We start from the raw sequence: 24,682 nt of genomic DNA on the forward strand, positions 1-24,682 counted from the left end.
CGAGAACCGCAGGTTTGTTGATTTTCTCTCCAAGACAGGGTTCCATTCCGGCTCCATTGAGCCGAGGTCGTGCAATGCCTGCCGGAGCTGTCGCGAGGGAGCAAGCCGCCCACACGCCAAAATGGGTGAATGCACGCCTCCGGTCTCAGGAGTGGACCAACAACCCTCGCGCGGACGCCCGGACCGCGGCGGTGCTACTTATCGACATTGCCGGCTTCACAGCGAAGACCGACCGAGCTGTCGGCGACGGCGCTGAAAGCCTTACCTACTTCATCAACGATTGCTTTGCCATACTGGCCGACGTGATTGATTCAGAGGGAGGCGACATCGTCGCTTTCGCCGGCGACGCCATTCTCGCGATTTGGGTCGATCCGGACGCTGCCGTCGCGACCGCGCAGGCCGTGCGCTGCGGCCTTGCGCTGCGACAGGCCATGACCGCCGGGCCGGGCCGAGAAGCGATCAGTGCGCGTACGGCGGTGGAAACCGGCGAAGTGTTCTTCTGCAGGCTCGGCGGCTGGCAGGACAAATGGCACTATGTTGCGGCCGGAGAACCCTTTTACAGCATCGGCCTCGCCTATCAGAAAGCCGCGATCGGCGACATCGCGTTGTGTGCAAACGCCGCGCGGCTGTTGACGGGCTCGTGCGAACTCGAGCCCATGCCCTATGGGGCACGGCTCCTTGGAATGAACTCGCCCGATGCCGTCGCACCGATAGACGGCACTATCTTCGGAAGCCACACGGGCAAAGCCGATGCCAGCGACTGGGTCGGCGAGTTTCGCACGCTCACAGTGGCGCGGGTCGGCCTCCCCGATTTCAATTTCGATGATGATTTCTTGACGAGACTGCAGGCCTTCGTCGTTGACGTCCAGCAAATCGCCGAACGGCTCGAGGGAACCGTTCATCAGGTCCTGATGGACGACAAGGGCCTGACTCTTACGCTCGTCTTCGGATTGGCTCCGCTTGCCCACGAAGACGATCCCTTCAGGGCAGTCGAGGCGTGTCTGCGCCTCCGTCGCCAGCTGGAGGCGAAGGCCATTCCGATTTCTGTCGGCCTGGCGACCGGCCGCCTGTTCTGCAGCAATTATGGCGGCCTCGATCAAAGGACATTCGGGATTTTTGGGCAGGCGATCAATGTGGCCGCGCATTTCGCCGAGGCCGCACAAGGCGACATCGTCTGCGACGCCACGACGGCCCAGGCCGTCGGGCGCAGGATCGTGTTCAATCTGCTGCCACATCTCCAGGTTAAGGGGACGGGCGCATCGATGTTGGCGTTCAGTCCGGCGGCAGTAACCGACGATTTCCATGCTCCACCCCGGCGCACCATCATCGACCGCGTCAGCGAAACCGCGATGCTCAGGAGCTGTCTCGACGGTCTGAAGACAGGAACCGGTAAGCTCGTCCTCATTGCAGGCGAAGCCGGCATCGGAAAATCGCGCCTGCTCGAAGACTTCATCGGATCGGCGCAGGCCGACAATCACGCCGTCCTGGTTGCAAATGCCACGGCGATCGAAAGATCGACGCCCTATTTCGTGTGGCGCGCCGTATTGCGGCAGATCTTGCAGTTTGAAGGACCGGGCGACGGACCGCGGGTTCGACGCGAATTGTCGGAAGCGCTGCTCGAAAACGAGTCGCTGCTGAATTGGCTTCCGCTGCTCGAAGAAGTCATTCCACTGGGATTTTCCGAATTCGCCTTCACCGAACAGATCGTCGGCTCGGCTCGCGCGAGCGCGATCGAAGAACTCGTGATCTTCATCCTACGCCGATCGAGCGTTCGCATCCTCCTGATGGAGGACGTCCACTGGTTCGACGGCCCCTCGATCGAACTGCTTGGCGCCGTCGCGCGCCGGCTTTCGGACTTCCTGATCGTGGTTACTCAGCGGACCCAGACGACAGCGATCGCAGAGCAGCGTCTTGCCGTCGAACTCGCCTCATCGCTGCAGCTGCGGCTCGACCGGCTGTCGCGCGACGACGTGCGGCTGCTGGTGAAACGGCGCCTGAGATCGTCCGAGGTTCCGCCGGAACTGGTGCGATATGTCTACGGTCATGCCAGTGGAAATCCGTTCTTCAGCGAGGAGCTCGCGCTCGCGCTCAGGGACACTGGAAAGATTCAGGTTACGCGGGGGATATGTTCGTTCGATGAACAGAGCCTCGCCGATTCCAGTATCTCGCTCTCGACCAGCGTTGAACGCGCAATCGTCAGCCGGATCGACCTGCTATCGCTCGACGACCAGCTGGTGCTCAAGGCCGCCAGCGCAGTCGGCGACGCCTTCTCCTCCGAGTTGCTGGATCAAATCGTCCCGGAGTTGTCCGCTGCCACCAAGGCGGAATGCATCCGCCGATTGATCGACTTCGACTTCCTGCAACTCGATCGCGAGACGCGGCCACTTTCCTTTGTGTTTAGGCACTCCATAACGATGGAGGTTGCCTATCATGTCTTGTCTTTTGCGCAGCGAAAAACCCTCCATCGGCGGATTGCCGGCTTTATCGAGCAGCATCACGCCGAGGAGCTGCAACCGAATTATGCGCGCCTGGCAAGGCATCTCGAACTTGGCGGCGAGCCGTTGCGGGCGATCACTTACCTCGAGCTTGCGGCGCAACAGTCGCGCAACAACTCGGCAAACCGCGAAGCGATCCGTTACGTGGAGAAGCTATTCGATCTCACGCAGCGCGAAGCAATCCAGATCGGACGCAGCCGCAAGGCGGCTTGGGAGGTCATCCTCGGTGACGCTTGTCACGAATTGTCGGACTACGAGAGCTCCGCCAACCACTACCACCGCGCGATGGAGTTGCTTGGTCATCGTCTCCCGGCGAGCAAGACCGAACGAATCGGCGCGCTTATTCGCAACGCCGCAACCCAGTTGAGGTTACGGTTTACTTCGTCGAAACAAGTGGTCCTGGCTGAGCAGGACAGGTCCGACATGCAGCGCGTCGCTCATATGCACGAATTTCTGTCGGAGCAGTATTTCTACCAGAATGACTCGCTGGCCGTGCTCAACGGAACCCTGGCCTCGTTGAACCTGGCCGAAAAATGCGGCGCGACCCCGGAGACGATTCGAGGATACAGCGCGCTAGCGCTCGGAATGGGGATGTCCGGCATGGTGGGGATCGGCCGCAGTTACGCAGCGCGCGCGATCCAACTGGCGGAAGATTACGGCTCGCTGCCCGAGATCGCGCGGGTCCGACTCGTGCTCGGCGTTCTCTCTTACGGCCTCGCCGAATGGGACAATGCCGAGGCGCATGGCGAGCATGCAAGACGTTGTTACGAGCGCCTAGGAGACCGAAAACGTGCGCAGAACAGCGAGACGATGTTGATCTTCATAGCGCTGTTGCGGGGGTATATTTCGCTCGCCGACGAGCGGCTTGCCAGGCTGTTCGCGGAACTCTCCGACGATTCCCCGCCGCAGATTCGCGCTTGGAGTCTTTCCTTACGGGCATTGATCGACATCACCCGGGGCGGGGCCGATAACGGATGCCTCGACAAACTGAAGGCGCTGGCGGGCCAGCGGTTGATCCGCACCGAACAATTGCTTTGCACGGGCGTGGCCGCGGCCGGCTATCTCGAGCGTGGCGAGGCCGCGGTCGCCCTTGAGCTTGCGGAACGGGGACTTCCAATCTTGCGCGAATGCGGCGTTGTGTGGGGCGGATATGCCTTCGGACCGGCAGGAATCGCCGATGTCTTACTGAGCCATTGGGAGCAAGCTTCCGGCGCGGTCTCTTCGAACATTCAAAGCCAGGCGAAGCTGGCGTGCCGGGAGCTTTCCCGGCTCGCTCGAACATCGCCGATCTGCCGTCTCTACAGCTTGTTAATGAACGGCCGATTGTGCTTCCTGACCGGTCAACCGGCGCGCGCGCTCGAGAATTGGAAGCGCGCCGGCGAAGTGGCCGAGCTGCTGCAAACCCCCCGCGAGCAGGCGCAGGCGATCTATCGAACCGGCCTTGCGACCAGCGCGAGCGATCCTGAGCGTGAGTCTCGCCTGCGGCAGGCGGCCGACATCTTTGAACGCCTCGGCGCCGCCAAGGAGCTCGCCGAACTGAAACGTGTCCATCCATCGCCGTCGTCGCAATGGAGACAGGCTTGAGCCAACGCCGCATCATCATCGTGGGCGGCGGAATGGCGGGACTTTCCGCCGCCTATCAGCTCAGCCTTACACCGGAATTGCGCAAGCAATATCACGTCACGGTCTATCAGCTGGGATGGCGGCTCGGAGGCAAGTGCGCCAGCGGGCGCGATGCGCAGGGCCGCAACATCGAGCATGGCCTGCATATCTGGTTCGGCCACTACCTGAACGCCTTCCAGATGTTGGCTGAGGTCTACCAGAACTTGCCGCGGGAAGGAGCGAAAGTCGAATTAAACACCTTGATTCTCCCACAGGGTTACACGCCGATCGGCGATCCCGATGGGGCCAAGCCGAGGGTGTATGACGTCAACTTTCCGACATCGAAGAAGATCGGTATACCCGGCAGAGAACCGGCTGACCTCAGCATCGCCAATTGTCTGTCGCACGCGATAGGACTGCTGATAGACTTCCACGACTATGCGCTCGGGTCAGACTCGCCGATCGTCAAGCTCGACGAAGTTTCGATCGAAACGATCAAAATGCGCGACGATCCGCTGTTTCCACCCTCAAGACTACTCGGTGTGGTGACGGCAAGAACCTGTCTGGAGATTGCCTCGGCATGGCTGTCGCATCTCGACGAAGACATGATCTCGTTTGGCCGCGCGGACATGGAATTAGTCCGCCGGGTGCTTCAGGGCGCTGCTGGCGCTAGTTGTCATATGACCTTTGCGAATACCGCAGCTGGTCACTTGTTCGACCAGGCCTTGCGACTAGCGTGGCCGCTGGTGGACGGCATTTTCGACGACATCGTGATTGAGCAACGATCCATCCAGCAGATGGACGGCGAGGACTTTCGCCGCTGGTTGGTCCGTCATGGCGCCGAGCCCTCACTGGTCAGGCAGTCGCCAATGGTGAGAGCGCTCTACGACACGATGTTTCAGTATCCGGACGGAGACATCGCCAACGCGAGCTACGGCGCAGGAACCGCGGTGCAGGTCCTGCTTCGAGCACTCGGAACCTATCAAGGAGCCGTGGCGTGGGAGCTGCAGGCCGGTGCAGGCGAAGTGATTGTCGCTCCCCTGTTCGAGATACTCAAGCAGCGAGACGTCGAGTTTCGGTTCTTTCACAAACTGACCGATATCAGGGTCTCGTCGGATGGGCGATCTGTCGATTCACTGCACTTTGACGTGCAGGCGATACCGAAGTGCGGCTATGAATGGACCGTGCCGATTGGCCATGGACTGTTCGGCTGGAGCAGCCAACCCGACTGGCTTCACCTCGACGCGCCCCCGAACGGCTGCGTTGATTTTGAATCGTTCTGGTGCAACGAGCGGGTCGACACCGACGTAAAGACACGACTCGACGATTTCGACGATGTCGTCCTGGCGATACCGCTCGGCGCTTTCAAGAAGTTCACGGGCAACAAGAGTGTCGAGCGACCGCCCGGACCAGGACCAGGCCTATTTAGCATTGAAGAAAAGCACGAGCCGTTCGACGACCTTTACAACTACAGCACCGGCTTCTGGAATATGGCGGCAAAGCTTCGCCTGGTGCCCAGCATCGCAGTTCAGCTCTGGAGCACGCGCTCGCTTGCCGGCCTCGGCTGGTCTGGACAAAAGCCCGCGCTGGTGTCAGGCCCCAATCCTCTCGACATCTGGGCGGACATGTCCCAGCTCCTGCGATATGAGCGCCGCGACCCTCCCTATTCGCTTCACTACCTCTGTGACGTCTTCCCTTCGAAATTGTACGCAGCGCCGCGGACAAGCCGGCATGCCCAGGAGATGGCAAATCTGCTGGCCTATCTCAAGACGTTGGATTGGCTCGAGCACAAGGCCAAATTCATCTGGCCGAAGGTGATGACGAACGGTGCGTTTGACTGGACCGTGCTCTACGACGACCAGGATCGCGACGACTATCGCCGGATCAGGGCGCAGCACGTCAAAGCCAATATCAGTCCCTGGGACTGCTGTGTCGCGACCGCGGCCGGCACCAGCGCCTGGCGCCTGAAGACCGACGAGTCCGGCTTCAAGCACCTGTACCTCGCCGGAACCTGGATCGACACCGGCTTCAACACCGAATGCGTTGAAACAGCCGTGATCTCGGGAATGCAGGCGGCGCGCGCGATCATCGGCGCAGAGCTCGAAATTCCCGGCGAGCGTTTCCTCCACGCTACCCGACAATATGTGTCTCTCTGTGATTTTATGCGCAGCTGCGCGCCCGCTCCCGCTGAATGAGGATCGGCCGCATGGCGCGCAGAAAGATTGCAATCCTGGGAGGCGGTGTCGCAGCGCTCAGCGCGGCGTTCGAGCTGACGGAGCAGGATCCCCAGCATCAGCTGTTCGACATCACCGTCTACACGATCGGCTGGCGGCTTGGCGGCAAGGGAGCGGTCGGCCGCGACAAGGAAAAAGGGTATCGCGCCGAAGAACACGGACTTCATGTCTGGACCGGTTTTTACGATAACGCATTCGAACTGGTCGACCGGCTTTATGCCGCGATGATCGATCTCGATCTCAGCCCGCCGTTCGGGTCACGCGAGAACGCCTTCGAGGGCCTCGATCGATCCGTGCTCATGGAGCCGTTCAATTCCGGTTGGACTTCATGGACTATCGACATTCCACCCCATGAAGGAATTCCGGGCACACCGCGTCCCGCATTATCGCTCGTCGATTTTCTGCGCTCACTGCTCGAATGCTCGGTGCAGCAGAGCCAGTCGATCGCTGGTTTCACCGACCAATGGCCGGCGGGGACCCAGCACTCCGCCGTGGCGGCCGGAACGACCGACGGTCCGTTCAGAACGGCGCGGGCGAAGATCGATATCCTGCCGCAGGATCCCAGGACGGTCAGCCCGAGTGACGCCGCCGAACTACAGACGATACTAAGGCATGCGCGGACTCAGCTCTGCGACAAGCCGGCGTCAGCCGCCATGTCTCGCGACCCGCGCGAGATCGTGGCGGAGGTCGCGCTGACGATCGCGATCGGCATGTTGAGCGACGGCGTGCTGTGGCAGGGCTTCGACTGCATCGACCATCAGGAGTGGACCGATTGGATGAGGTCGAACGGTTGCTCGGATTCGACGCTGGATTCCGCCATCGTCCGTGGCTGCTATGATTATGTGTTCGGGTTCTTCGGTAGCCACACGGAACACGGGAATGTCGTTCCCTGCAGGAATGTGGCGGCTGGCACCGGCACCCGCATCCTGTTGAAGCTGCTCTTCACATATCGCGGGTCGTTCTTCTACCTTCTCAAGGCGACCATGGGCGAGCTGCTGTTCGCTCCGCTCTACCAGGTCCTCACGAAACGCCATGTCAAGTTCGAATTCTTTACCAAGGTCGAGCACATCGGACTGTCTCAAGACAAAGCTTCGATCGAATTCATCGACACCACCGTGCAGGCGACCACCCACTCCGGCAATTCTTACGATCCGCTGATCTGGATCGGCGCAGATGGCACAATCCCGAGCTGGCCTTCCCATCCAGACTACTGTCAGCTGGTCCAAGGACAGGATCTGCGGGACCAAAGAATAGACCTGGAATCGGCATGGACGAAGTGGCCCGGCGTCGACCCTCCCCGAAAGCTGCTGCGAGGGAGGGATTTCGACGATGTCGTGCTCGGCATCGGCATCGGCGCATTTTGCACGATATGCAGCGACCTGATCTGCCACACGCCCGGCTGGCGAGAGATGGTCGATGCCATCAAAACGACGGCGACGGTAGCCTTTCAAGCATGGACAAGCGTCGGCATGCGAGAGCTCGGTTGCAAGCAGGATCGAACGGCTCTTTCGGGATTCGTATTGCCGCTCGATACCTGGGCCGACCTCAGCCTGATGTTGCCACTGGAAAAATGGCCTCAACCGTCTCCCAAGGGGTTGGCATATTTCGTTGGCTCCCTGGTCGACGATCCCCTGGATCCGCCGCCCCCGTTCTGCAAACACAGCTATCCGGCCAGGATGCTCGCGCGGCAAAGGCGAAGGATGCTGCGCTGGGTCGAGAGCGACCTTCACTTCCTATGGCCCGGAATTGAAGGCCCCGGCCATGCCATTCGTTGGGAGCGATTCTTCGACTATCGTGCTTATTCCCCACCCACTCGAAGGCGGTTCTTCGCGCAATATCCGAGGGTGAACATCAATCCCTCGGACCGATATGTGTTATCGGTTCCCGGCAGCGTGTTCAAACGCATGGAGGCCGGCAATTCGGGGGTCGACAATCTCTTTCTCGCCGGCGACTGGGTTCGTACCGGTATTAATGCGGGTTGTATTGAAGCATCGGTCATGGCGGGCCGCGCCGCGGCAGCCGCAATTGCAGGAGTAGATATTGCCATGCCAAACGCCAACGACTTCGACGACGTTTCGCTGCCAACCGCCTTGTTGCCGGCATTGGACCTGTTGCGCAAGCTTGCCACTAACGCCGTCGCCGGTACCGGCGAAATCGAGGCGTTCTGCGTCGTCCAACAACGGCCGCGCTGCGAACTCGAGAAAATGCTACCCGATGGGCTGACACTCCTCGAACCTCCAGCGCCCCACAGCACGATCAAGACAGCGCATCACGGCGCGTCGTCCGATGCAGAGGGCAAGACGGAAAAGACAGCGGGGAATATTCCCGAGCCACCGCATCATGTCGTCCTGATCTTTGCCCGGCAACGCAACGTGCGTCCGGGACCACTACCCTTCGGCGGCGCGCACTACCTCGAAATCGCCCAGCTGATTCCCGACGTTATCCATAAGAACGCACCTTCATTGCAGAACGTCCTGTTCAGCTACATGCCGCATTTGTTCGTGAGCTCGCTGGCAGCCACGTTGATCGGCCAGAATTTTTACGGCTTCAACAAACAGGTCGCACGAATCCAGGATGATAATGACTCCTTCTCCATGCGAAGCTCATCCGGCACCATAAGAACCTGGTTCGAGCGCGACGGCGTGCCCGGTGGTATCGACAGTTATCTCGTCATCAAGCAACTCCGCGACAAACTGGATCAGCCGCTGGTCGGCGTCCAGCCGGATGGCAATTTCGTCTACTCGATGCTGAAATACGGTCTAGGCGGCGCGGTCGTTCAACCCATCAAAGGCAAGATCGCGCTATCCTCGCCTTTCGCCCATAAGGCAGACGAGATCGAACTCGCACCGATCTCAAAGCCGCCGCAAAAGGACGACTCTTGGGGATTCCGGTTCATCGCGCCTTGGACGCTCAGCCTGCCCTTCAACTTTCCGGCCGGGCAGCCGAGTTCGAGCGCAAGAAATCTGGCGAGGGCCACCGGCGAGTACAGCACGGCATTGCTGGGCCGTATCTTGGTACGACGCTGACGGCCGGGAATTGGCGCCACTAATTCGCTCAATGGTCACCAAGACACTGCACTCGCACGAAGCCCTTAGGATGACGACAGCCATCAAAACGGCGAGAGTCGAGCATGAGGATGCAGCGCCCCGGACCCGACAGCCGAACGCCAGGCAGCCTTTCACTCGTTACTCGTGCCTTGGCCGCAGAGCGCGCCCGCCCCCGAGCCGGCGGACCGCGTGGAAAGTACCATCCCTTTGGAGGCTGGATAAGGCAATGAACCGCGACGGTATGACGAATGCCGCATGGTAGCGGGGGAGGGACTCGAACCCCCGACCCCAGGATTATGATTCCCGTGCTCTAACCAGCTGAGCTACCCCGCCATGGGCTCGCCATCGGCGGCCGGTGAGCCGCGGGTGCGAACGCGCGGCATATAAAGAGTGGCATGCGCGCCTGTCAAGCAAACCCGGACGGGGCAGCAACTTATTGCAGGCAGAGGCTATTTCGGCCTCACCGATGGGTCGCCGCCGGGGCTGCCGGGCGGTGGAATCACCGGCGTGTTGCCGCCTTGCGGGGTCGGCGCACGCATTTCGGGATCGACCCCGGCCGGCGGACACAACACCCCGTCGGATTTGGCGAGCTTGTCGCCCAGCGGCTGGCTGCTCTGCCCGGTGGTGGTTCCCTCGGGAGCCGGCGCGCCGGGATGCGACGGCTGCTGCTGCGGCGCGCAATTCGCAGCGGCGCGCTGCGGCGCCGGCGGCGCGGTCTGTGCCGGCGGCGTGGCGGGCGTCGGCGGCGCCTGCGCCGCGGCAACAGCGGGTGCCAGCATCAGCACACAGGATAAAGCGAGTGTTCGATTGATCCTCATGACGGGAAAACCGTGACGACGCGCCGATGTTCCCTCGCAAAATCGCCGCAACCTCACGATTTGCGGAAGCGGATCAGCGAGAAATGCCCCATCGGCGGCATCGGCCGGCGCTCCGCAAGGCTGACCCCGCCATGCTTCGCCGCCCAATTGGTCAGCCGCTCCCACGGAAACTCCGGACGCCAGCCGAGCCGCCGCGCCAGCGGCGCGAAGGCGAGCTCGAAGACGCGGCGCGGGCCGCTCTCGGCGCCGATGTGATTGACCAGGATCAGCTCGCCGCCGGGCTTCAGCACGCGGATGAAATCGTCGAGCGTCGCCTCGGGATCCGGCACCGCGGTGATGACATATTGCGCGACCACCGCGTCGAAGAACGCATCCGGAAACGCGAGATTCTTGGCGTCCATCACCGCCAGCGCCTCGACATTGCTGAGGCCCTGCGTGCGCACGCGCTTGAGCGCCCGCCGCAGCATCGGTTCGGAAATATCGACGCCGCATAGTTTTGTGGTGCGCTTGTATTCCGACAGCGACAGCCCGGTGCCGACGCCGACGTCAAGCACGCGGCCGCCGATCCGGTCGGCTTCCGCGATCGTCGACTGACGGCCTTGGTCGAACACCTTGCCGAACACCAGATCGTAGATCGGTGCCCAGCGGCCATACGCCTTTTCGACCCCTTCGCGGTCGATGTCCCCAGCCATTCCCCTGCCCCGACGTTTCTTCTGTCTATCCGCGAACCGCTTCCGCAAGCGGCGCCAACGCGTCCCGCGTCGCGGCCCGTGTTGCGCGGCTTGCGCTTGCACTTCTGATGAAGCCGCCGCCGAGCACACGCGCTTGCCCGGAGGGCGCGTCGTAGAACACGCAGGCCTGGCCGGGCGACACGCCCTCCTCGCCGGCGACGAGCTCGACCTCATAGCCGCCATCGACGGCGCGCAACCACGCCGGCTGCGGCGCGCGCGTCGAACGCACGCGGACATAGATCTCGATGCCCTCGCCGATCACGCGATCCAGCGCGCCGTCGCCGATCCAGTTGACGTCGCGCAGCGCGATGCGATCCATCCGCAGCGCCTCGCGCGGCCCGACCACGACACGGCGCGTCGCCGCATCGAGCTTGACCACATAGAGCGGGCTGCCGGAGGCAATGCCGAGCCCCTTGCGCTGGCCGACGGTGAAATGAACGATGCCCTGGTGCTGGCCGATCACATGACCGTCGAGATCGACGATGTCGCCCGGCGCGATCGCATTCGGCTTCAGCCGTCCGATGATGTCGGTGTAGCGGCCGGTCGGCACGAAGCAGATGTCCTGGCTGTCCTGCTTGTCGGCGACCTCGAGATCGAAGCGCCGCGCCAGCTCGCGGGTCTGCGGCTTGGTCATGTCGCCGAGCGGGAAGCGCAGGAAGTCGAGCTGCTCGCGCGTGGTCGCGAACAGGAAATAGCTCTGGTCGCGATCGGCATCCGCGGCACAGACCAGCGAGCGCGATCCGTCGGCAAGCCGCCGCGAGGCGACATAGTGGCCGGTAGCGAGCGCCTGCGCGCCGAGCTCGCGCGCGGTCGCGAGCAGGTCGCGAAACTTGACCGAACGGTTGCACTCGATGCACGGCACCGGCGTCTCGCCGAGCGCGTAGCTGTCGGCGAAATTGTCGATCACCGATTGCTTGAAGCGGCTTTCGTAGTCGAGCACGTAATGCGGGATGCCGATCCGCTCGGCGACATTGCGCGCATCGTGGATGTCGCGGCCGGCGCAGCAGGCGCCCTTGCGATGGGTCGCGGCGCCGTGGTCGTAGAGCTGCAGCGTGATCCCGACCACGTCGTAACCCTGCGACTTCAACAGCGCAGCCGTCACCGACGAGTCGACGCCGCCGGACATGGCAACGACGATCCGTGTGTCTTCAGGGCGGCCTTCGAGATCCAGACTGTTGAGCATCTTTAAGCGGTCATTGGTCACTGTCGCGGCGAGCATATGCGCTCCGCGACGATATTGGAAAAAGCCTTTTGTCCAGAGAGCCTTAGAACACATCCAAGGCCGGTTCGGTCGGTTCGGACGGGTTGGAGGCCACCTTTTAATATAGGCCGTATTCCGGTGAGGCAATCCGCCGGAAGCCGTGCCGTGCCGCGCGTGGACGGCAAATCTTGCCGCCGGGCAAAAAGGAGACCTGCCGGGAACCTGCTTCAGCCGGCCAAGACAGCTCGTAACCTTCTGAAATAACTCATTATTTATTGCCATCCCCGGTTGGCCCACTCCTTGCTGACAAAACGCTGGAAGTCTCATTTGCGAGGGTTGGCAGTGGTCAGCGTCACGTCGGAAGCATTGGCAGGCCGGTCTTTTCAGGGCGCGACGCAGCGGTCGTCGCGGCCCGATCCCGCTTCGCAGACGGGGAACGACGGCTTTGCCGCGCTGGTCGACAGCAACACTGCGTCCACAAACGACGGCAGCCGCTACGACTCCCAGCCAGCGCCCTCGCGGCGGTCCGACGATCCGCCCTCGACGACCGACGCACGCCCCCGCGACACCAGCACGGGCCCCGACCGGACGTCGCGGGATTCCGCCAGTTCGCGCAACGACAACAAGGTCGAGAGCGACGCGCCGTCCAAGACCAAGTCGAAATCGAAATCGGACGACTCGAAATCGAACTCCGATGCGAAATCGACCAGTGACAAGCCGGACGCGACGCAGGCCGCTGCGCAGCAGGATCCGGGTGCGGCAACCGTGAATGCCGTGATTGCTCCTGTTGCCGCGACACCGGCGACTGCCCCGACACCGGCGGCCATCGCGCCGTCGGACCAGCCGGCCGCACCGCTCGCGATCGCCGCAGCGGCCATCGCGGCAAGCTCGGCCAATGCCGGCACCGGCGCTGCTGGCGGCAGCGGCGCGCCTGCCGGCGCCGACACCGCAGCGGCGGCGGCCACCACAGCGAATGCCGACAAGGTCGCCAAGGCCGCCGGCGTCAAGACCGACGCACAGGTCATCACCACCAGCGATGCGGCAACGGCTTCGGGCGCAGCGACAGCGACCGGCGATGCGACATTCGCCGCCACAGTTGCCGCCGGAACGCCCGCCACCAAGACGACGACACAGGCCAAGACACAGCTCACCGCGAAGGACGCGACGGCGACGATGCCGGCCGACCAGGACGGCGCCGCCGCGGGCAGCGCCAACACCGCGCAGGCTGCTCCGACCAACATCGTTCCCGCTACCGCGCAGCCGGCCGCAGTTGCCGGCAAGGCAAAGGCCGCCACCGACGGTGCCGCCGATGCCATCAAGGCCGACGCAAACGGCGACGGCAATGCCGCGCCGACGCCGGCGGTCGGCGGCCACGCGACCGCGCAGACCCAGCTCACAACCCCCGATCCCAGCGCGCAGGCAGCGAACGCACTGCAGCCGCAACCCGCGACCACCCAGACGACGCCGTCTGCGACCGCACAATTGACCGTGACCAACGCTGCGCAGAGCGCCGCCGTGCCGCTCAGCGGGCTTGCGATGCAGATCGCCGCCTCCGCCAAGAGCGGCAAGAGTCGCTTCGAGATCCGGCTCGACCCCGCCGAGCTCGGCCGCATCGATGTCCGCATCGATGTCGATCGCAACGGCCAGGTCACCTCGCATCTCACCGTCGAACGCCCGGAAACGCTGTCGATGCTGCGCCAGGACGCCAACCAGTTGCAGCGCGCGCTCGACAATGCCGGCCTCTCGACCGGCAATGGCGGATTGCAGTTCAGCCTGCGCGACCAGTCGCAGTCGGGCCAGAACAACAATGGCCAGTCCAATCCGAACGCCCATCGTTTGATCGTTACCGAGGAGGACAGCGTTCCCGCCGCAGCGGCGGGCCGCTCCTACGGCCGTGCAACCGGCGCCCTCGGCGGCGTCGATATCAGAGTGTAAGGAGTTCACCATGGCAGTCGATGCAACCATGCCGACGCCCGTCGTCTCGGCACCGGGCACCAGCAACGGAACGAACTCAAGCAGCAGCGGCAGCGGCCTGACGACCTCCTCGCAGGGCATTGCCGACAATTTCCAGACCTTCCTGACGCTGCTGACCACGCAATTGCAGAACCAGAACCCGCTCGACCCGCTCGACACCAACCAGTTCACCCAGCAACTGGTGCAGTTCGCGGGCGTCGAGCAGCAGCTGAAATCCAACGATCAGCTGAAGTCGCTGATCGAGATCGAGAAGAGCGCGCAGTCGACCCAGGCGCTGGTCTATGTCGGCAACACGGTCGCGGTCGACGGCAGCAAGACGCAGTTCGACAAATCCGCGACCTGGAATCTGGTGTCCCCGCAAGCCACCAGCGCCACCATCACGATCACGAGCGCGACCGGACAGACCGCCTATTCCGGCAATTTCAGCCTGAAGCAGGGCAACGCCAGCTTCGTCTGGGACGGCAAGGGCAATGACGGCACGCAATGGCCGGCCGGCACCTACACGCTGACCGCCACCGGCAAGGATTCCAAGGGCAATCCGATCGCCATCTCGACCGAGGTGCAGGGCGTCGTCGACTCCGTCGACCTGACCGCCTCCCCGCCGCTGCTCTCGATCGGCGGGCAGACCTACACCACCGACAAGATCAAGCGCGTGGTGCGCGGGGCGACTGGCTCGAGCTAAGCACATTGCGACGATCCGTAGCTGCGCGTTGAGCGGGCGACCCGCTCACCACACTGTATCGTCGTCCTGGCGAAAGCCAGGACCCATAACCACCGCAATTGATGATGAACGGGATCGTGGCCCCAGCGTCGCGCAACAATTGAGAGTTGGGGTAATGGGTCCTGGCTTTCGCCAGGACGACGCTGAGTGTGTGGCGCGGTTCTTGCGGGCCACACGATCGCATTCTCGCGACATGATTTGCCCGAGCTTTTTTGCTTCTCGTTTCGCCCTCCCTTGAAGGGGGCGCAGGGAAAGCCGGGTGCCGGTCGCGACGGTTCCATGCTATAGCCACGTCACTTGGCTGCTTGCTGTGGGGCTCGACAATGCCGATCAATCGCTTGCTGAAGACGGGCGAATACACGCCGGAGCAAATCGAGCTCTTCAACAGGGCGTTCAGCCTGGCGCTGCATTCGATGGGTCTGGTTGATCGGAACGATCCGCTTTGCGAGATCGTGGCCCGCAAGGTCATCGAGATCGGCAAGACCGGGGACCTCGACGCGAAGGGCATCGCGGAAGCCGCTGTCGCCAGCATCGGTCTCTGACGGCCGACGCGGTCGATGGCCGCTGACGGAACGGCGCTTGCCCCCGCGGATCAGACGTTCCGGCTGAGCGCGGGCCGCCGCCGTTGCTGGCGGCCCGTCATCAGAGCGGCCTCACTCGACTTCCTGCACGACCGTACGGGTGTCGGGATCGACCAGCATCACGCGCTGGCCGGTATAGACATAGCGATATCTGGTGAGCAACGGGCCCCAATCGGCAGGCACCGCTTCAAGCTCGACCTCGCGCGGCACAGGCGAGCCGACGACGATCCTCTCCCGCGTCTCGACGGGACGGATCTTGTGTTCGGTCACATAGCTGTGGATTCGCGTGCGGTACTGCGGCTCGATCTGCACGGTGGCGGCATGTCCGGCACCGGTCGTGCCGACAATCGTGCTCTGGGCGAAAGCGCCCGTCGACGCCAATACGGCGGCAACAGAAATCAGAACCAGCTTTTTCATAACGTCCTCCTCACCGCTCCATGCGGCGTTTCGAGAACCGCGACAGAATGGCAATGTTCCTAACGGAGGATCCCGATCAATCGCGCCGCCGGCGCGCTCCTCGCGCCAAGGCGTTCATCCGGGAATGGTCGTCTTGTTCGGCTGGTCCAGTGTTGGCGCGTCCGGACTTTCGCTCTCCGCATTCAGCTCGACCTCGGCCGCGTGCCGGAATTCCTTGTCCCTGCCGTCGGGCTTTCCGGCCTTCTCCCAGAGCTGCCGCGCGTAGTCCCTGATCTGCTGTTCGGTGGCCATGTCATTCCTCTGGAATTCCGAGCTCCTTGCGAACCGTCACGGCCGAGTCACCGACCTTCTCGACGGCTTTACGCAGCTGTTCGCGCGACACACCGAGGGCATGTGTCCAGCATCTCACCTGAAGCAGATCGTGCATGTTGATCTTCGAACGATCGAACTGCTCTTTCCTGGTCAGGCGCTTGGTCACTGAACTTCTCGCGTCAGCGCTCGGCCTGAGCCTCGGCCGTTGCTGGCGATCCAATCTTCAGGACAGCCATTTGTTCCTTTCTTGGATGGATCGGTCGTCACCCCTCGGAGGAACATTATCCGCGAGCGATACTTCAGTCGTGAGAGGCAGAGCGGGCGGCAGCACGAACAAGGGCGAGCCATGACAGGCATTGCAGACAGGATCGGCGGACGGGTCAAGCAGCTCATCGCCGAGATCATCAACGATGGCAGACTTGCCGAGGAAGGCACGCAGCAGATCAAGAAGGCCGAGAACGCGCCGCCTGCGAAGCCGTTCGGCAATTTGGACAAGCTGACCTAGATGCCCAGATACTTCTTCCATCTCGCGGGCGACATCCCCGCACACGACGTCGTCGGTCACGACTGTGCCGACGACAAGGACGCCCAGGATCACGGCAGCTTCATCGCTCACCGGATCGGGACCGAAAAGCCGGAGATGGTTCGCGACGGCAATTTCATTTCGGTTCGCGATGCGGGCGATAGCGAGCTCTTCCGCATCCCGCTGGCTTCGACGAGCGTCTGACAGGGAGCGGTCTTTCCCGGCTCGGCTCGCTTCCCGCAAACCGACGCTACCGGCCGATGTCCGGCATTCCTTCGCCGGCCCGCCGCATGGTGCTCTCGAGGACGCGGTCAGGACAGGCCACGCCCGCCGTTCAATAGGAACAAACGACGACGAGCGCGGTTCGGAGCTACACCAGGGTTTGAAACACCAATTTGCACACATGAAACGCCGCAATCGCTTCAAGCAAACCACGACGCTCGCATACCGCCTGATTCAGCTGGAGGAAGCGGCCCGCGCGAGGGCTTCGCACCTGCCTCCCGGCACCGAGCGGGAACGACTTCTCAAGAAGGCCCGTGAGGCCGAGCGCGCCGTTCAGATCGAACAATGGCTCGCCACTCCCGGAGCAGAGCCGCCGCCATAGCGCTTCGATTCACATAAGTTGCTTCGATTCACATAAGCTAATGCGCATTGCCGACCCGTGCGTCATTCGAAAACGCATTGGTGTCACGGCCACGCGAGGGGCTCGACAGCGTCGAGAGCAGTGAGCCAGACTTGGCAAGAACACACCGAGTGGCTGGCCCCGGCCTGTCCGACGCCAGCCGCGCAACCGATGCGGCCGGCGCCATGTTCGCGCGGCGTCAAGAGAGGCGGACGTGGTCGGCCTCGAACGTGATCTGAAAATTACTCCGATCGCTCCGATGCGACGCCGAACACGGCTGCCTCCCGCGCACCCGCGCCGTGCGATAACTCACCCTGCCTTGCAGCCGCGCCAGCAACCTGCCCAGCTCTTGCAAAGGACGCCTTGCCTGAGCGACACTCCCAATTCCTGATATTGCGAGCTCGATACTCCCGCACGCGATGAGTTCATCGAATGAAAACAGCTCCGAGCGATCGACGACCAATCCATCATTCCCCGATCTTCTGGGTCGGCATAGCCTTGTGCCTGGCAGCGATCGCAATCTACCTCTGGTCCGACGACCTCTCCTGGCGGCCGGCGCCGAACCCGCGGTCATGAACCGGCTGGCGGGAGTTCGACCAGCTCTTCGAGGTGGCTCTAAAGCATATTGCCGCTGTCAGCCTTGACCAAGATCCCTGTAACCCAAATCCCCGTGGCTCAAATCGCTGCCGTAGCCGGGAAAACACGCTTTCTCGTCGAATTCATTTGAAATACAATTTAGGTTTGACGGCCAAAGCCGCGTGAAAGAGGATCATTTGGAATTTTTTTTCACAACTGCCGATACTTACTTCCTTTGCGCTGACGTTGATGCTGACGCTGGTTCTTCCCAGCCTCATGGAGCGCATTCGGCTGCCTCGTCCGGTCGGATACATCCTCGCGGGCATTATCCTGGGCCCGAACATGCTTTCTATCCTCAATCCCGACGGAAAGATCGTCGGCTTCTTCGCTGAGCTCGGCAAGCTGTTGCTGATGTTCTTCGCCGGCTTTGAGGTCAACATCGCGCAGTTCAACAAGGCGCGTCATAAGGCGGCTACATTCGGCCTTCTCACTTTCGCCTGCCCCTTTGCATTGGCAGTAACCCTTGCGGCGCTGCTGGGGTACTCGCCTAATGCAAGCGCGGTCATCGGCGCCATACTGGCCTCCCATACCCTGCTCGGACTGCCCATCGTCAAGCAAGAAGGCCTCCTGGGACAGGAAGCGACCGTCGTGGCAGTGGGCGCCACGCTATTCACCGATATGCTTTCCATTCTTGTCCTCGCGTTATGCGTGCCGATTCACGTCAGAGGCTTTGATCCCTTGGGAATGCTGATCCTCCTGGGATGGTTGGCCGTTTATGTGCCGGGGATCGTCGTCGGATTGAGCTGGTTCGTTGAGCGCCTTCTGGCGGCCTTTGGGACAACCAGGGTCTCCAGCGCGCTGATCATGCTTCTTGTAATGGCGATTTCCGCCCAGATGGCGGAATGGATTGGCATGGAAGGAATCATCGGCGCCTTTCTTGCAGGCGTTGCCCTGAAGCGGGCGTTCGGAGAGGTCAAGGGCGACGATTCCCTGGAAATTATGAGTCAGGCCCTGTTCATTCCGGTGTTCTTCATTACGGCCGGTTTCCTTGTCGATTTCAAAGTGTTCTTCGCGACATTGCGCGATCAGCCGTTGCTTGTGGTCGGCGTGCTTGCGGCGCTATTTGGCGGCAAATGGCTTGCAGCCGAAAGTACAGGATGGTTGTTCGGCTACCGCCGCACGGAACGCAACTTGATGTTCGGTCTTACCGTGCCGCAGGTTGCGGCCACGCTCGCGGTCGCTCTGGTCGCCTATTCCACAAAAAATGCTGCGGGTCAGCGATTGATCGATCATCCCATGTTGAATGCTACGGTTGTTCTGGTGATCGTATCGTCGATCGTCGGATTGATGCTCACAGCGCACGCCGCACGACAGCTAGATCACATGGACAGCAAGTCCAACCAGGCGAGCCCTGGTCGAAGCTAGTCGAGAGATTGCAAGGCGGCCGATGCCTGATCCGGGATGAAGAGCCGGCTGAAGCGGCATCCTGCACGTGTGCCGACCGGGAGCACCGTCCCTCAGCGAGAACCCTTTCGCGCGAGCCGGACGCCGCGCGGCGAATCGCCGAAGCGGGTTCGGAACAGACGGTTGAAATACGAAACATCCGAAAAGCCGACCTCGAGCGCGATATCGGAAATTCGCCGACGGCCGGCATCAGGCTCGGTGAGCAATTTGAGCGCCCGCTGCAGCCGCAATTCATTCAAGCGCTCGGTGAACGACGGCCCTGATGACGTCATCAGGCGCTGCAGATAGCGCGACGAGATGCCCTGGTCACGCGCAACCGTTTGAACGCTGAGCCCGGGCTCCTCAAAGTGTGCGGCGATGTAGTCGAGCACGGCACGGTGCCGCGCAGCAACGACGGCGCTCGCGCTGCTCTCGCCCAGCGCACCACACTCGCCGATCGCGAGCGCGATGAGATCGTGGATATGGGTCACGACCGTATCGCGAAGCTTCGGCGCGCTCAGCGCTTTCGTCTTAAGCACCGATTTCAGATATGAGATGAACAGTCGGAATGCTTCCGTCCGGTGCCAAATCGGCCGCATGACCAGGCCTTCGACGTCGGTCACGCGCTGCGCAAGTGCCTCGCGCGGCACGGCCAGGCCGAATTGCAACCCGTCGATATAGGTGACGCTGGCGGGCTCGGAATGCAGAATTGCAATTGCATCGCCGGCGCGAAAATCGGCGTCCCGGCCGCGCTGCGATAGCTGACCTCTGCCCGGAGAGCAGAAGATGATCCCGATGGAGTCATCGCCATCGGCAAGGTTCGCCTGCAAACGCTTGAACCGCATCGACGTGCCTTTCAGCGCCAGCATGCGCAAACCCTGAACCGCTCGCAGCGACGCATCGGCCTGGAATGAAACGTTCGATAGAGGCTCGATATCGGCGTGCACGATGCATCGGCCAAAGTGCTCGCGCCAGAGCGGGATACGAATGCGTTCCGGAAGCTCGCACGTCGAAAATCGATACGATGCGAAATTGGCTGCGTCCATCGGCATGGGGACCTCCAGCCTTCACAAAACATCAGAATGAAATGCTGCGGCACTCCACGGTCAGTATCCGCATTTTGCGATTCACGCACCGGCCTTCGCCCGATCCGTGCGCATGAGTCCAAGAAGCCACGTTACCGATCTGCTAGTCTTGTTCGCCTGTGATTGATGCTGATGTGAACTAGTTCACTTGGTGGTCAGAATATTATGTATATAATGACATTATGAAAATCGCGGCAAATTTCCCTTTTAAGAAGAAGCAGTCGCGATCGCTCTATTTATAATTGCTGCCATCGGATCCGTTTCAAACATTCCTGGCAGAGTAAAGCGCAAATCAGTGTCATGCCCCTGTACGCGGTCTCCTGGCTAAGTCGCCACGCGCAGGTCATTCAGTAGAACGACTGATATCGATTTTGGTTGCGTCGGACTGCCTGCGGCACTTGTCGGTTATCGCCGCCGGTTGAAATGGTCGAAATCTGTCACGTGGGAAAGTCAACCTAGTGATCAAGAAGGCGTTCGATCATGTCCATCATATTCGACATGCTTTATCGTGAATACTGTCGCGCCCGCCTCGCGGAAATGCGAAAGCAGCATTTGTTGCCGGCCATCGGCGACGTCGCGCAGGCGGCGCCGTCAGAGGATAGCGATCCACCCGGCCCCCGTGATTGCGGCTGGCCGGCGGAAGCGCCGCCGACCCTCGGGTAGCTGGAGCGCACAATCATACAGGTTGGCCGGAGGCTAGTCCGGCACGCGCACGCCTCGGAGCACCCGAGCGTCTCATGGACCTAGGTCCGGTGAGGCCGCGCGCGCCCGCCAGACAGATCGACAGATGCACGATCGAACCCGCAGCTCGAAGCGATTGCTCGGCGAGACCCCGCCGGAGTTCAGATCGACCGGCCGCGACCCGCGCATCGATGTCTGTCGCGGAATCGCATTGTGGTGGATCTTTCTCGATCACATTCCAGACAACGTCGGAAGTTGGCTGACCCTGCGCAACTACGGCTTCTGCGATGCCGCCGAAATATTCATGTTCATCTCGGGCGTCACCTGCGCACTGGCCTACGGCAGGGCGCGTCAGCGCGACGGTTGGCGCGGCATGATCGGCCGTTCGCTGCGGCGGGGATGGGATATCTATGCCGCCTTTCTGCTGCTGACGCTCGCTTGCGCGATCGTCGTCTACCTCGCGGGCAGCGACCGTCTCGCCGACGACAGCAATACGCGGGTTCTGTTCGAACGTCCAGGCGCAGCGCTTGCGCACGCCGCGGTCCTGCAATTCCACCCTGTCAATACCGACGTGCTGCCGGTCTTTGTGATCTGTCACGTGTTGTTCGCACCGCTGCTGTGGCTGCTGCTGCGAGCGCCGAACCTGGCGCTTGGTCTTTCGCTGTCGCTTTACGCGCTGGTGCACGTCTTCGGCTGGAGCATTCCCGCCTGGCCCGACGGCGTCTGGTTCTTCAACCCGCTGGCCTGGCAGCTTCCGGTGGTGCTGGGCGCATGGTATGTCATCGAGGGAAGGACCATCCAGGGATGGGTGACGTCGCGCCCCGCGCTTGTTCTGTCGGCGCTTTATCTCGCGTTCGGCTTCGTCGTTGCGCTGGGCCACGGCATCAAGCCGCCGCTGCTGCCGCAGGCGCTGACGGATCTGCTGTTTCCGATGGACAAGTCGAACTTGAGCCCGTTGCGGCTGCTGCATTTTCTGGCACTTGCCATCGTGGTGTCATGGCTCGTTCCAGCGGGCTGGCAGGGACTGTCGACGCCGATGCTGCACAGCGCGAGGCGTTGTGGCGAGAACTCGCTGCCGATCTATTGTCTCGGCGTCCTGCTGGCGCTGGCCAGCCAATGCGACCTGTTCGACATCTCGAACCGGCTCTCGATGCAGATCGGACTCAGTCTTGCCGGTGTCCTTGTGATGGCCGCGGCCGCGACGCTGCTGAACACGCTCGGCACCAAGCGCGCCCGGTCGCCGGATGTCGACACCGCCGCCGGACATGATCCTGTGCCGCGCGCCGCCGATCGCGGCATTTTCGACGGTCACGGCGCGCATATCCTCTAAAGCGCGCCATCGTGCGCGGGAGAAGCGGATGCTCTCCCACGCACGGTCAACGCCGACGCTCAGCTCGACTGCCGCGCGGCGTCGAGGATCAGCCGGGCGATCGCGTCGGGCTGCGAGATCAGCGCGAGATGGCTGGCCTTCACCTCGATCGTGGTGGCGCCCATCCGCTTGGCCATGAAGCGCTCGAGATCCGGATTGATGGTGCGGTCTTCGGTCGAGACGGCGTAGTAGCTCGGCTTGCTGCGCCAGGCCGCATGGCTGGTCTTGCCGGCCAGCAGTTGCTTGTGGAACGGCTGCTGCACGGCATAGAGCACCTTCGCCTTGGCCTCCGGCAGGTCGCCGGCGAAATCGCGCAGGAACGCTTGTTCGCTGAGCCGGCCCTCGTCGCCATCGAACACGATGCCGGCGCTCGCGGGCGGCGTCGGATAGGTCTTGGCCAGCGCGGTGTAATCCTCGTCCGCATCGGGTGCGCGCGCTGCGACATAGACCAGCGCCGAGACATTCGGATGCACGCCGGCCTCGGTGACGATCATGCCGGAGAAGGAATGGCCGACCAGCACGGTCGGACCATCCTGGCGATCGAGCACCCGCTGCGCGGAGGCAACCGCTTCAGGCAACGTGGTCAGCGGATTTTGCACCGACGTCACGTTGAGCCCGGCGGCCTGCAGGCGGGGGATGACCTCGGACCAGCAGGAGCCGTCAGCGAACAGGCCGTGCACCAGCACGACGTTGCGCGCCTTGACCGGCGGCGTGGTGGCGGCCATGCCGCGCGAGGACACCAGTGAAGCCGCAGCTCCAGCGAGCAAGGCGGTCGAGAAGGCGCGTCTGTTCATCATCATGTTACTGCTCCGTTGTCGTATGCTGAGTTGAAAATCAGAGAAGCGCGTCCACCTGCGGTGAACGGACAATCTCTCCTACGCGCGCAAAGGCCTCATGGTTACGCTCGATGCTGTCGTGATCGTAAAGATAGTTGACCATGATGCCGAAGGATTCCGCCATCGCGCGATCGGCCGTGTTGCCGAGCCAATTGATCCGCTCCAGCCGGGCACCGTTGCCGAGATGGAAGCGCGCCACCGGATCGATGCGATTCCCGGACGCCGGCGAGCGCGTGAGATATTGCGCGCATAGCCTCATCAGGACCGGACGCAAGGTCTCGCAGGTCGCCGCGTCGTGCCACCAGCCTTCGCGGTCCAGCTCGCGCAGCATCGCGACCTCGTTGCCGCCGGATTGCGGCTGCTGGCTGAGCCAGCGCCGGAAGCCTGGGATCGGCGACAGCGTAGAGAAGCGTTTCAGCTGCGGGAATTCCGCTTGCAGCTCCTCGACCACCTGCTTGATCAGGAAATTGCCGAACGACACGCCGCGCAGTCCGTCCTGGCAGTTGGAGATCGAATAGAAGATCGCGGTGTCGGCATGCGCGGCCCTGAGGCCTGCGCTGTCTTGATCCGCATCCTGCACCAGCAGCGGTGGCACGGCGGTGGCCAATCCCTGCACCAGCGCGACCTCGACGAAGATCAGCGGCTCGCCGGGCAGCGCGGGATGGAAGAAGGCAAAGCAGCGGCGATCGGGCGCAAGGCGGCGGCGCAGATCGTCCCAGCCCTTGATCTCGTGCACCGCCTCATAGGCGATCAGCTTCTCGAGCACGGCGGCCGGCGACTGCCAGTCGATGCGGCGAAGCTCGAGGAAGCCGCGATTGAACCATGAGACGAACAGATGCTTGAGATCGGCATCGAGCAGCTTCAGCTCCGGTTCGGAGCCGAGACGGCCGGCGATCTCACTGCGCATTGCGATCAGGCTCGCCGTGCCGCCGGGCGCCATGTTCATCCGCCGCAGCACCTCCTGCCGCGGCGGATCGGCGGCGTCGGCCAAAGCGGCCGCGGCCGCCGCGGTGCCGTCGGCAAGATAGCGCTTCGCCGCATCCTGCAGCGCCGCCGCGTCGGGCTGAAACACGCTCGCCAGATAGCTTTGAAAGCCGTGCCGACCGTCGGCATCGAGCGCGCGCATGGTCTGCTGCAATTGGCGTGCGATCAGGGCGCCCGACGCTTCGCCGCGCTCGGACAACAGTGCCGCGGCGAGCTGCCTCGCTTGATCGAGCGAGGCCGGTGGACTGCCTGGGATGTGCTCGGCGTGGGTCATGGGAGCCTCCTTCTAGCTGCGGAATTTGGCGGGCGGCGTGTAGAGGTTGCCCGATGCGGCGACGAGGTCGTCGATCGATTTCGCGGCGAGCCAGTCGCGCGTCGCCGTCTCGACGTCGAGGCCGAGATCGGACGGCAGCATCACGATGCCGCGGCG

22 protein-coding genes and 1 tRNA gene are annotated in these 24,682 nt (G+C 62.5%); 10 read left to right on the forward strand and 13 right to left on the reverse strand.

Annotated elements, in window-relative coordinates; translation table 11 throughout:
- Positions 1–191: 191 nt before the first annotated feature.
- The 3 genes from AKL29_RS36880 to AKL29_RS36890 are packed head-to-tail and all read left to right on the forward strand — an operon-like array spanning position 192 to position 9,357.
- Entirely contained in the window at positions 192–4,079 is a 3,888-nt protein-coding gene (locus tag AKL29_RS36880; protein WP_050387526.1) for an AAA family ATPase, read from the forward strand.
- The gene (locus AKL29_RS36885) at positions 4,076–6,292 is read left to right on the forward strand and encodes an NAD(P)-binding protein (RefSeq protein ID WP_160321821.1); all 2,217 of its coding nucleotides are present in this window, start codon (positions 4,076–4,078) and stop codon (positions 6,290–6,292) included. Before AKL29_RS36880 ends, AKL29_RS36885 begins: the two co-directional genes overlap by 4 nt.
- Before the next feature lie 11 nt (positions 6,293–6,303).
- Positions 6,304–9,357 carry an NAD(P)-binding protein gene (locus tag AKL29_RS36890; protein WP_202814571.1) on the forward strand — a complete coding sequence of 1,018 codons (3,054 nt, stop codon included), beginning with the start codon at positions 6,304–6,306 and terminating at the stop codon, positions 9,355–9,357.
- Positions 9,358–9,634: 277 nt separating this feature from the next.
- Here AKL29_RS36890 and AKL29_RS36895 read toward each other — a convergent pair.
- From AKL29_RS36895 to mnmA, 4 genes are all read right to left on the reverse strand, one after another.
- Positions 9,635–9,711 (reverse strand) — tRNA-Met (locus tag AKL29_RS36895).
- A 116-nt stretch (positions 9,712–9,827) separates the two neighbouring features.
- Complete coding sequence (locus AKL29_RS36900; RefSeq protein WP_028333442.1) at positions 9,828–10,196, reverse strand: hypothetical protein; 369 nt, start codon at positions 10,194–10,196, stop codon at positions 9,828–9,830.
- Between the two features lie 53 nt (positions 10,197–10,249).
- A complete protein-coding gene (locus AKL29_RS36905; RefSeq protein WP_028333443.1) occupies positions 10,250–10,888 on the reverse strand; it encodes a class I SAM-dependent methyltransferase in 639 nt (212 codons plus the stop codon).
- A gap of 25 nt (positions 10,889–10,913) precedes the next feature.
- On the reverse strand, positions 10,914–12,110 hold the full coding sequence (mnmA, locus tag AKL29_RS36910; RefSeq protein ID WP_050387599.1) for a tRNA 2-thiouridine(34) synthase MnmA: 1,197 nt from the start codon (positions 12,108–12,110) through the stop codon (positions 10,914–10,916).
- Positions 12,111–12,470: 360 nt separating this feature from the next.
- On the opposite strand from mnmA, the gene AKL29_RS36915 reads away from it, so the two are divergent.
- The 3 genes from AKL29_RS36915 to AKL29_RS43105 all read left to right on the forward strand — a co-directional run bounded on the left by AKL29_RS36915 (position 12,471) and on the right by AKL29_RS43105 (position 15,365).
- The gene (locus AKL29_RS36915) at positions 12,471–14,063 is read left to right on the forward strand and encodes a flagellar hook-length control protein FliK (protein ID WP_050387529.1); all 1,593 of its coding nucleotides are present in this window, start codon (positions 12,471–12,473) and stop codon (positions 14,061–14,063) included.
- A 10-nt stretch (positions 14,064–14,073) separates the two neighbouring features.
- Positions 14,074–14,784: a flagellar hook assembly protein FlgD gene (locus tag AKL29_RS36920; RefSeq protein WP_050387530.1), complete on the forward strand. Its 711-nt coding sequence runs from the start codon at positions 14,074–14,076 to the stop codon at positions 14,782–14,784.
- Between the two features lie 362 nt (positions 14,785–15,146).
- On the forward strand, positions 15,147–15,365 hold the full coding sequence (locus AKL29_RS43105) for a hypothetical protein (RefSeq protein WP_050387531.1): 219 nt from the start codon (positions 15,147–15,149) through the stop codon (positions 15,363–15,365).
- A 111-nt stretch (positions 15,366–15,476) separates the two neighbouring features.
- Here the strand turns inward: AKL29_RS43105 and AKL29_RS46770 are convergent, their stop codons facing one another.
- The 4 genes from AKL29_RS46770 to AKL29_RS36935 all read right to left on the reverse strand — a co-directional run bounded on the left by AKL29_RS46770 (position 15,477) and on the right by AKL29_RS36935 (position 16,299).
- Complete coding sequence (locus tag AKL29_RS46770; protein WP_410712218.1) at positions 15,477–15,674, reverse strand: DUF1236 domain-containing protein; 198 nt, start codon at positions 15,672–15,674, stop codon at positions 15,477–15,479.
- A complete protein-coding gene (locus AKL29_RS46775) occupies positions 15,592–15,786 on the reverse strand; it encodes a 2Fe-2S iron-sulfur cluster-binding protein (RefSeq protein WP_410712219.1) in 195 nt (64 codons plus the stop codon). The genes AKL29_RS46770 and AKL29_RS46775 overlap by 83 nt, the downstream gene beginning before the upstream one ends.
- A gap of 149 nt (positions 15,787–15,935) precedes the next feature.
- Positions 15,936–16,112: a DUF2934 domain-containing protein gene (locus AKL29_RS41390; protein WP_152977920.1), complete on the reverse strand. Its 177-nt coding sequence runs from the start codon at positions 16,110–16,112 to the stop codon at positions 15,936–15,938.
- A 1-nt stretch (position 16,113) separates the two neighbouring features.
- Positions 16,114–16,299, reverse strand: coding sequence for a DUF3606 domain-containing protein (locus AKL29_RS36935; RefSeq protein WP_028333447.1), 186 nt, complete (start codon positions 16,297–16,299; stop codon positions 16,114–16,116).
- 180 nt (positions 16,300–16,479) lie between these two features.
- Here AKL29_RS36935 and AKL29_RS43550 point away from each other — a divergent pair, with 180 nt between their 5' ends.
- Together AKL29_RS43550 and AKL29_RS36940 are read left to right on the forward strand one after the other, a co-directional pair.
- Entirely contained in the window at positions 16,480–16,638 is a 159-nt protein-coding gene (locus AKL29_RS43550; RefSeq protein WP_167350461.1) for a hypothetical protein, read from the forward strand.
- The gene (locus AKL29_RS36940) at positions 16,639–16,860 is read left to right on the forward strand and encodes a DUF6894 family protein (RefSeq protein WP_028333448.1); all 222 of its coding nucleotides are present in this window, start codon (positions 16,639–16,641) and stop codon (positions 16,858–16,860) included.
- A 166-nt stretch (positions 16,861–17,026) separates the two neighbouring features.
- Here AKL29_RS36940 and AKL29_RS43110 read toward each other — a convergent pair whose 3' ends face one another.
- Positions 17,027–17,224: a hypothetical protein gene (locus AKL29_RS43110; protein ID WP_157348128.1), complete on the reverse strand. Its 198-nt coding sequence runs from the start codon at positions 17,222–17,224 to the stop codon at positions 17,027–17,029.
- Between the two features lie 879 nt (positions 17,225–18,103).
- On the opposite strand from AKL29_RS43110, the gene AKL29_RS36955 reads away from it, so the two are divergent.
- Positions 18,104–19,279 carry a cation:proton antiporter gene (locus AKL29_RS36955; protein WP_050387534.1) on the forward strand — a complete coding sequence of 392 codons (1,176 nt, stop codon included), beginning with the start codon at positions 18,104–18,106 and terminating at the stop codon, positions 19,277–19,279.
- 92 nt (positions 19,280–19,371) lie between these two features.
- Here the strand turns inward: AKL29_RS36955 and AKL29_RS36960 are convergent, their stop codons facing one another.
- Positions 19,372–20,349, reverse strand: a complete 978-nt coding sequence (locus tag AKL29_RS36960; RefSeq protein ID WP_050387535.1) for a helix-turn-helix transcriptional regulator — start codon at positions 20,347–20,349, stop codon at positions 19,372–19,374.
- Positions 20,350–21,169: 820 nt separating this feature from the next.
- On the opposite strand from AKL29_RS36960, the gene AKL29_RS36965 reads away from it, so the two are divergent.
- Complete coding sequence (locus AKL29_RS36965; protein ID WP_050387536.1) at positions 21,170–22,393, forward strand: OpgC domain-containing protein; 1,224 nt, start codon at positions 21,170–21,172, stop codon at positions 22,391–22,393.
- A gap of 59 nt (positions 22,394–22,452) precedes the next feature.
- On the opposite strand, the gene AKL29_RS36970 is transcribed toward AKL29_RS36965, so the two are convergent.
- The 3 genes from AKL29_RS36970 to AKL29_RS46100 all read right to left on the reverse strand — a co-directional run.
- On the reverse strand, positions 22,453–23,232 hold the full coding sequence (locus AKL29_RS36970) for an alpha/beta fold hydrolase (RefSeq protein WP_028333452.1): 780 nt from the start codon (positions 23,230–23,232) through the stop codon (positions 22,453–22,455).
- A 34-nt stretch (positions 23,233–23,266) separates the two neighbouring features.
- On the reverse strand, positions 23,267–24,526 hold the full coding sequence (locus tag AKL29_RS36975) for a malonyl-CoA decarboxylase (protein ID WP_082190798.1): 1,260 nt from the start codon (positions 24,524–24,526) through the stop codon (positions 23,267–23,269).
- Between the two features lie 12 nt (positions 24,527–24,538).
- Positions 24,539–24,682 (reverse strand): malonate decarboxylase subunit alpha (locus AKL29_RS46100; protein ID WP_244482636.1); only part of this gene is annotated, 144 nt, incomplete at its 5' end.

The organism is Bradyrhizobium pachyrhizi, assembly GCF_001189245.1.
Taxonomy (GTDB): domain Bacteria; phylum Pseudomonadota; class Alphaproteobacteria; order Rhizobiales; family Xanthobacteraceae; genus Bradyrhizobium; species Bradyrhizobium pachyrhizi.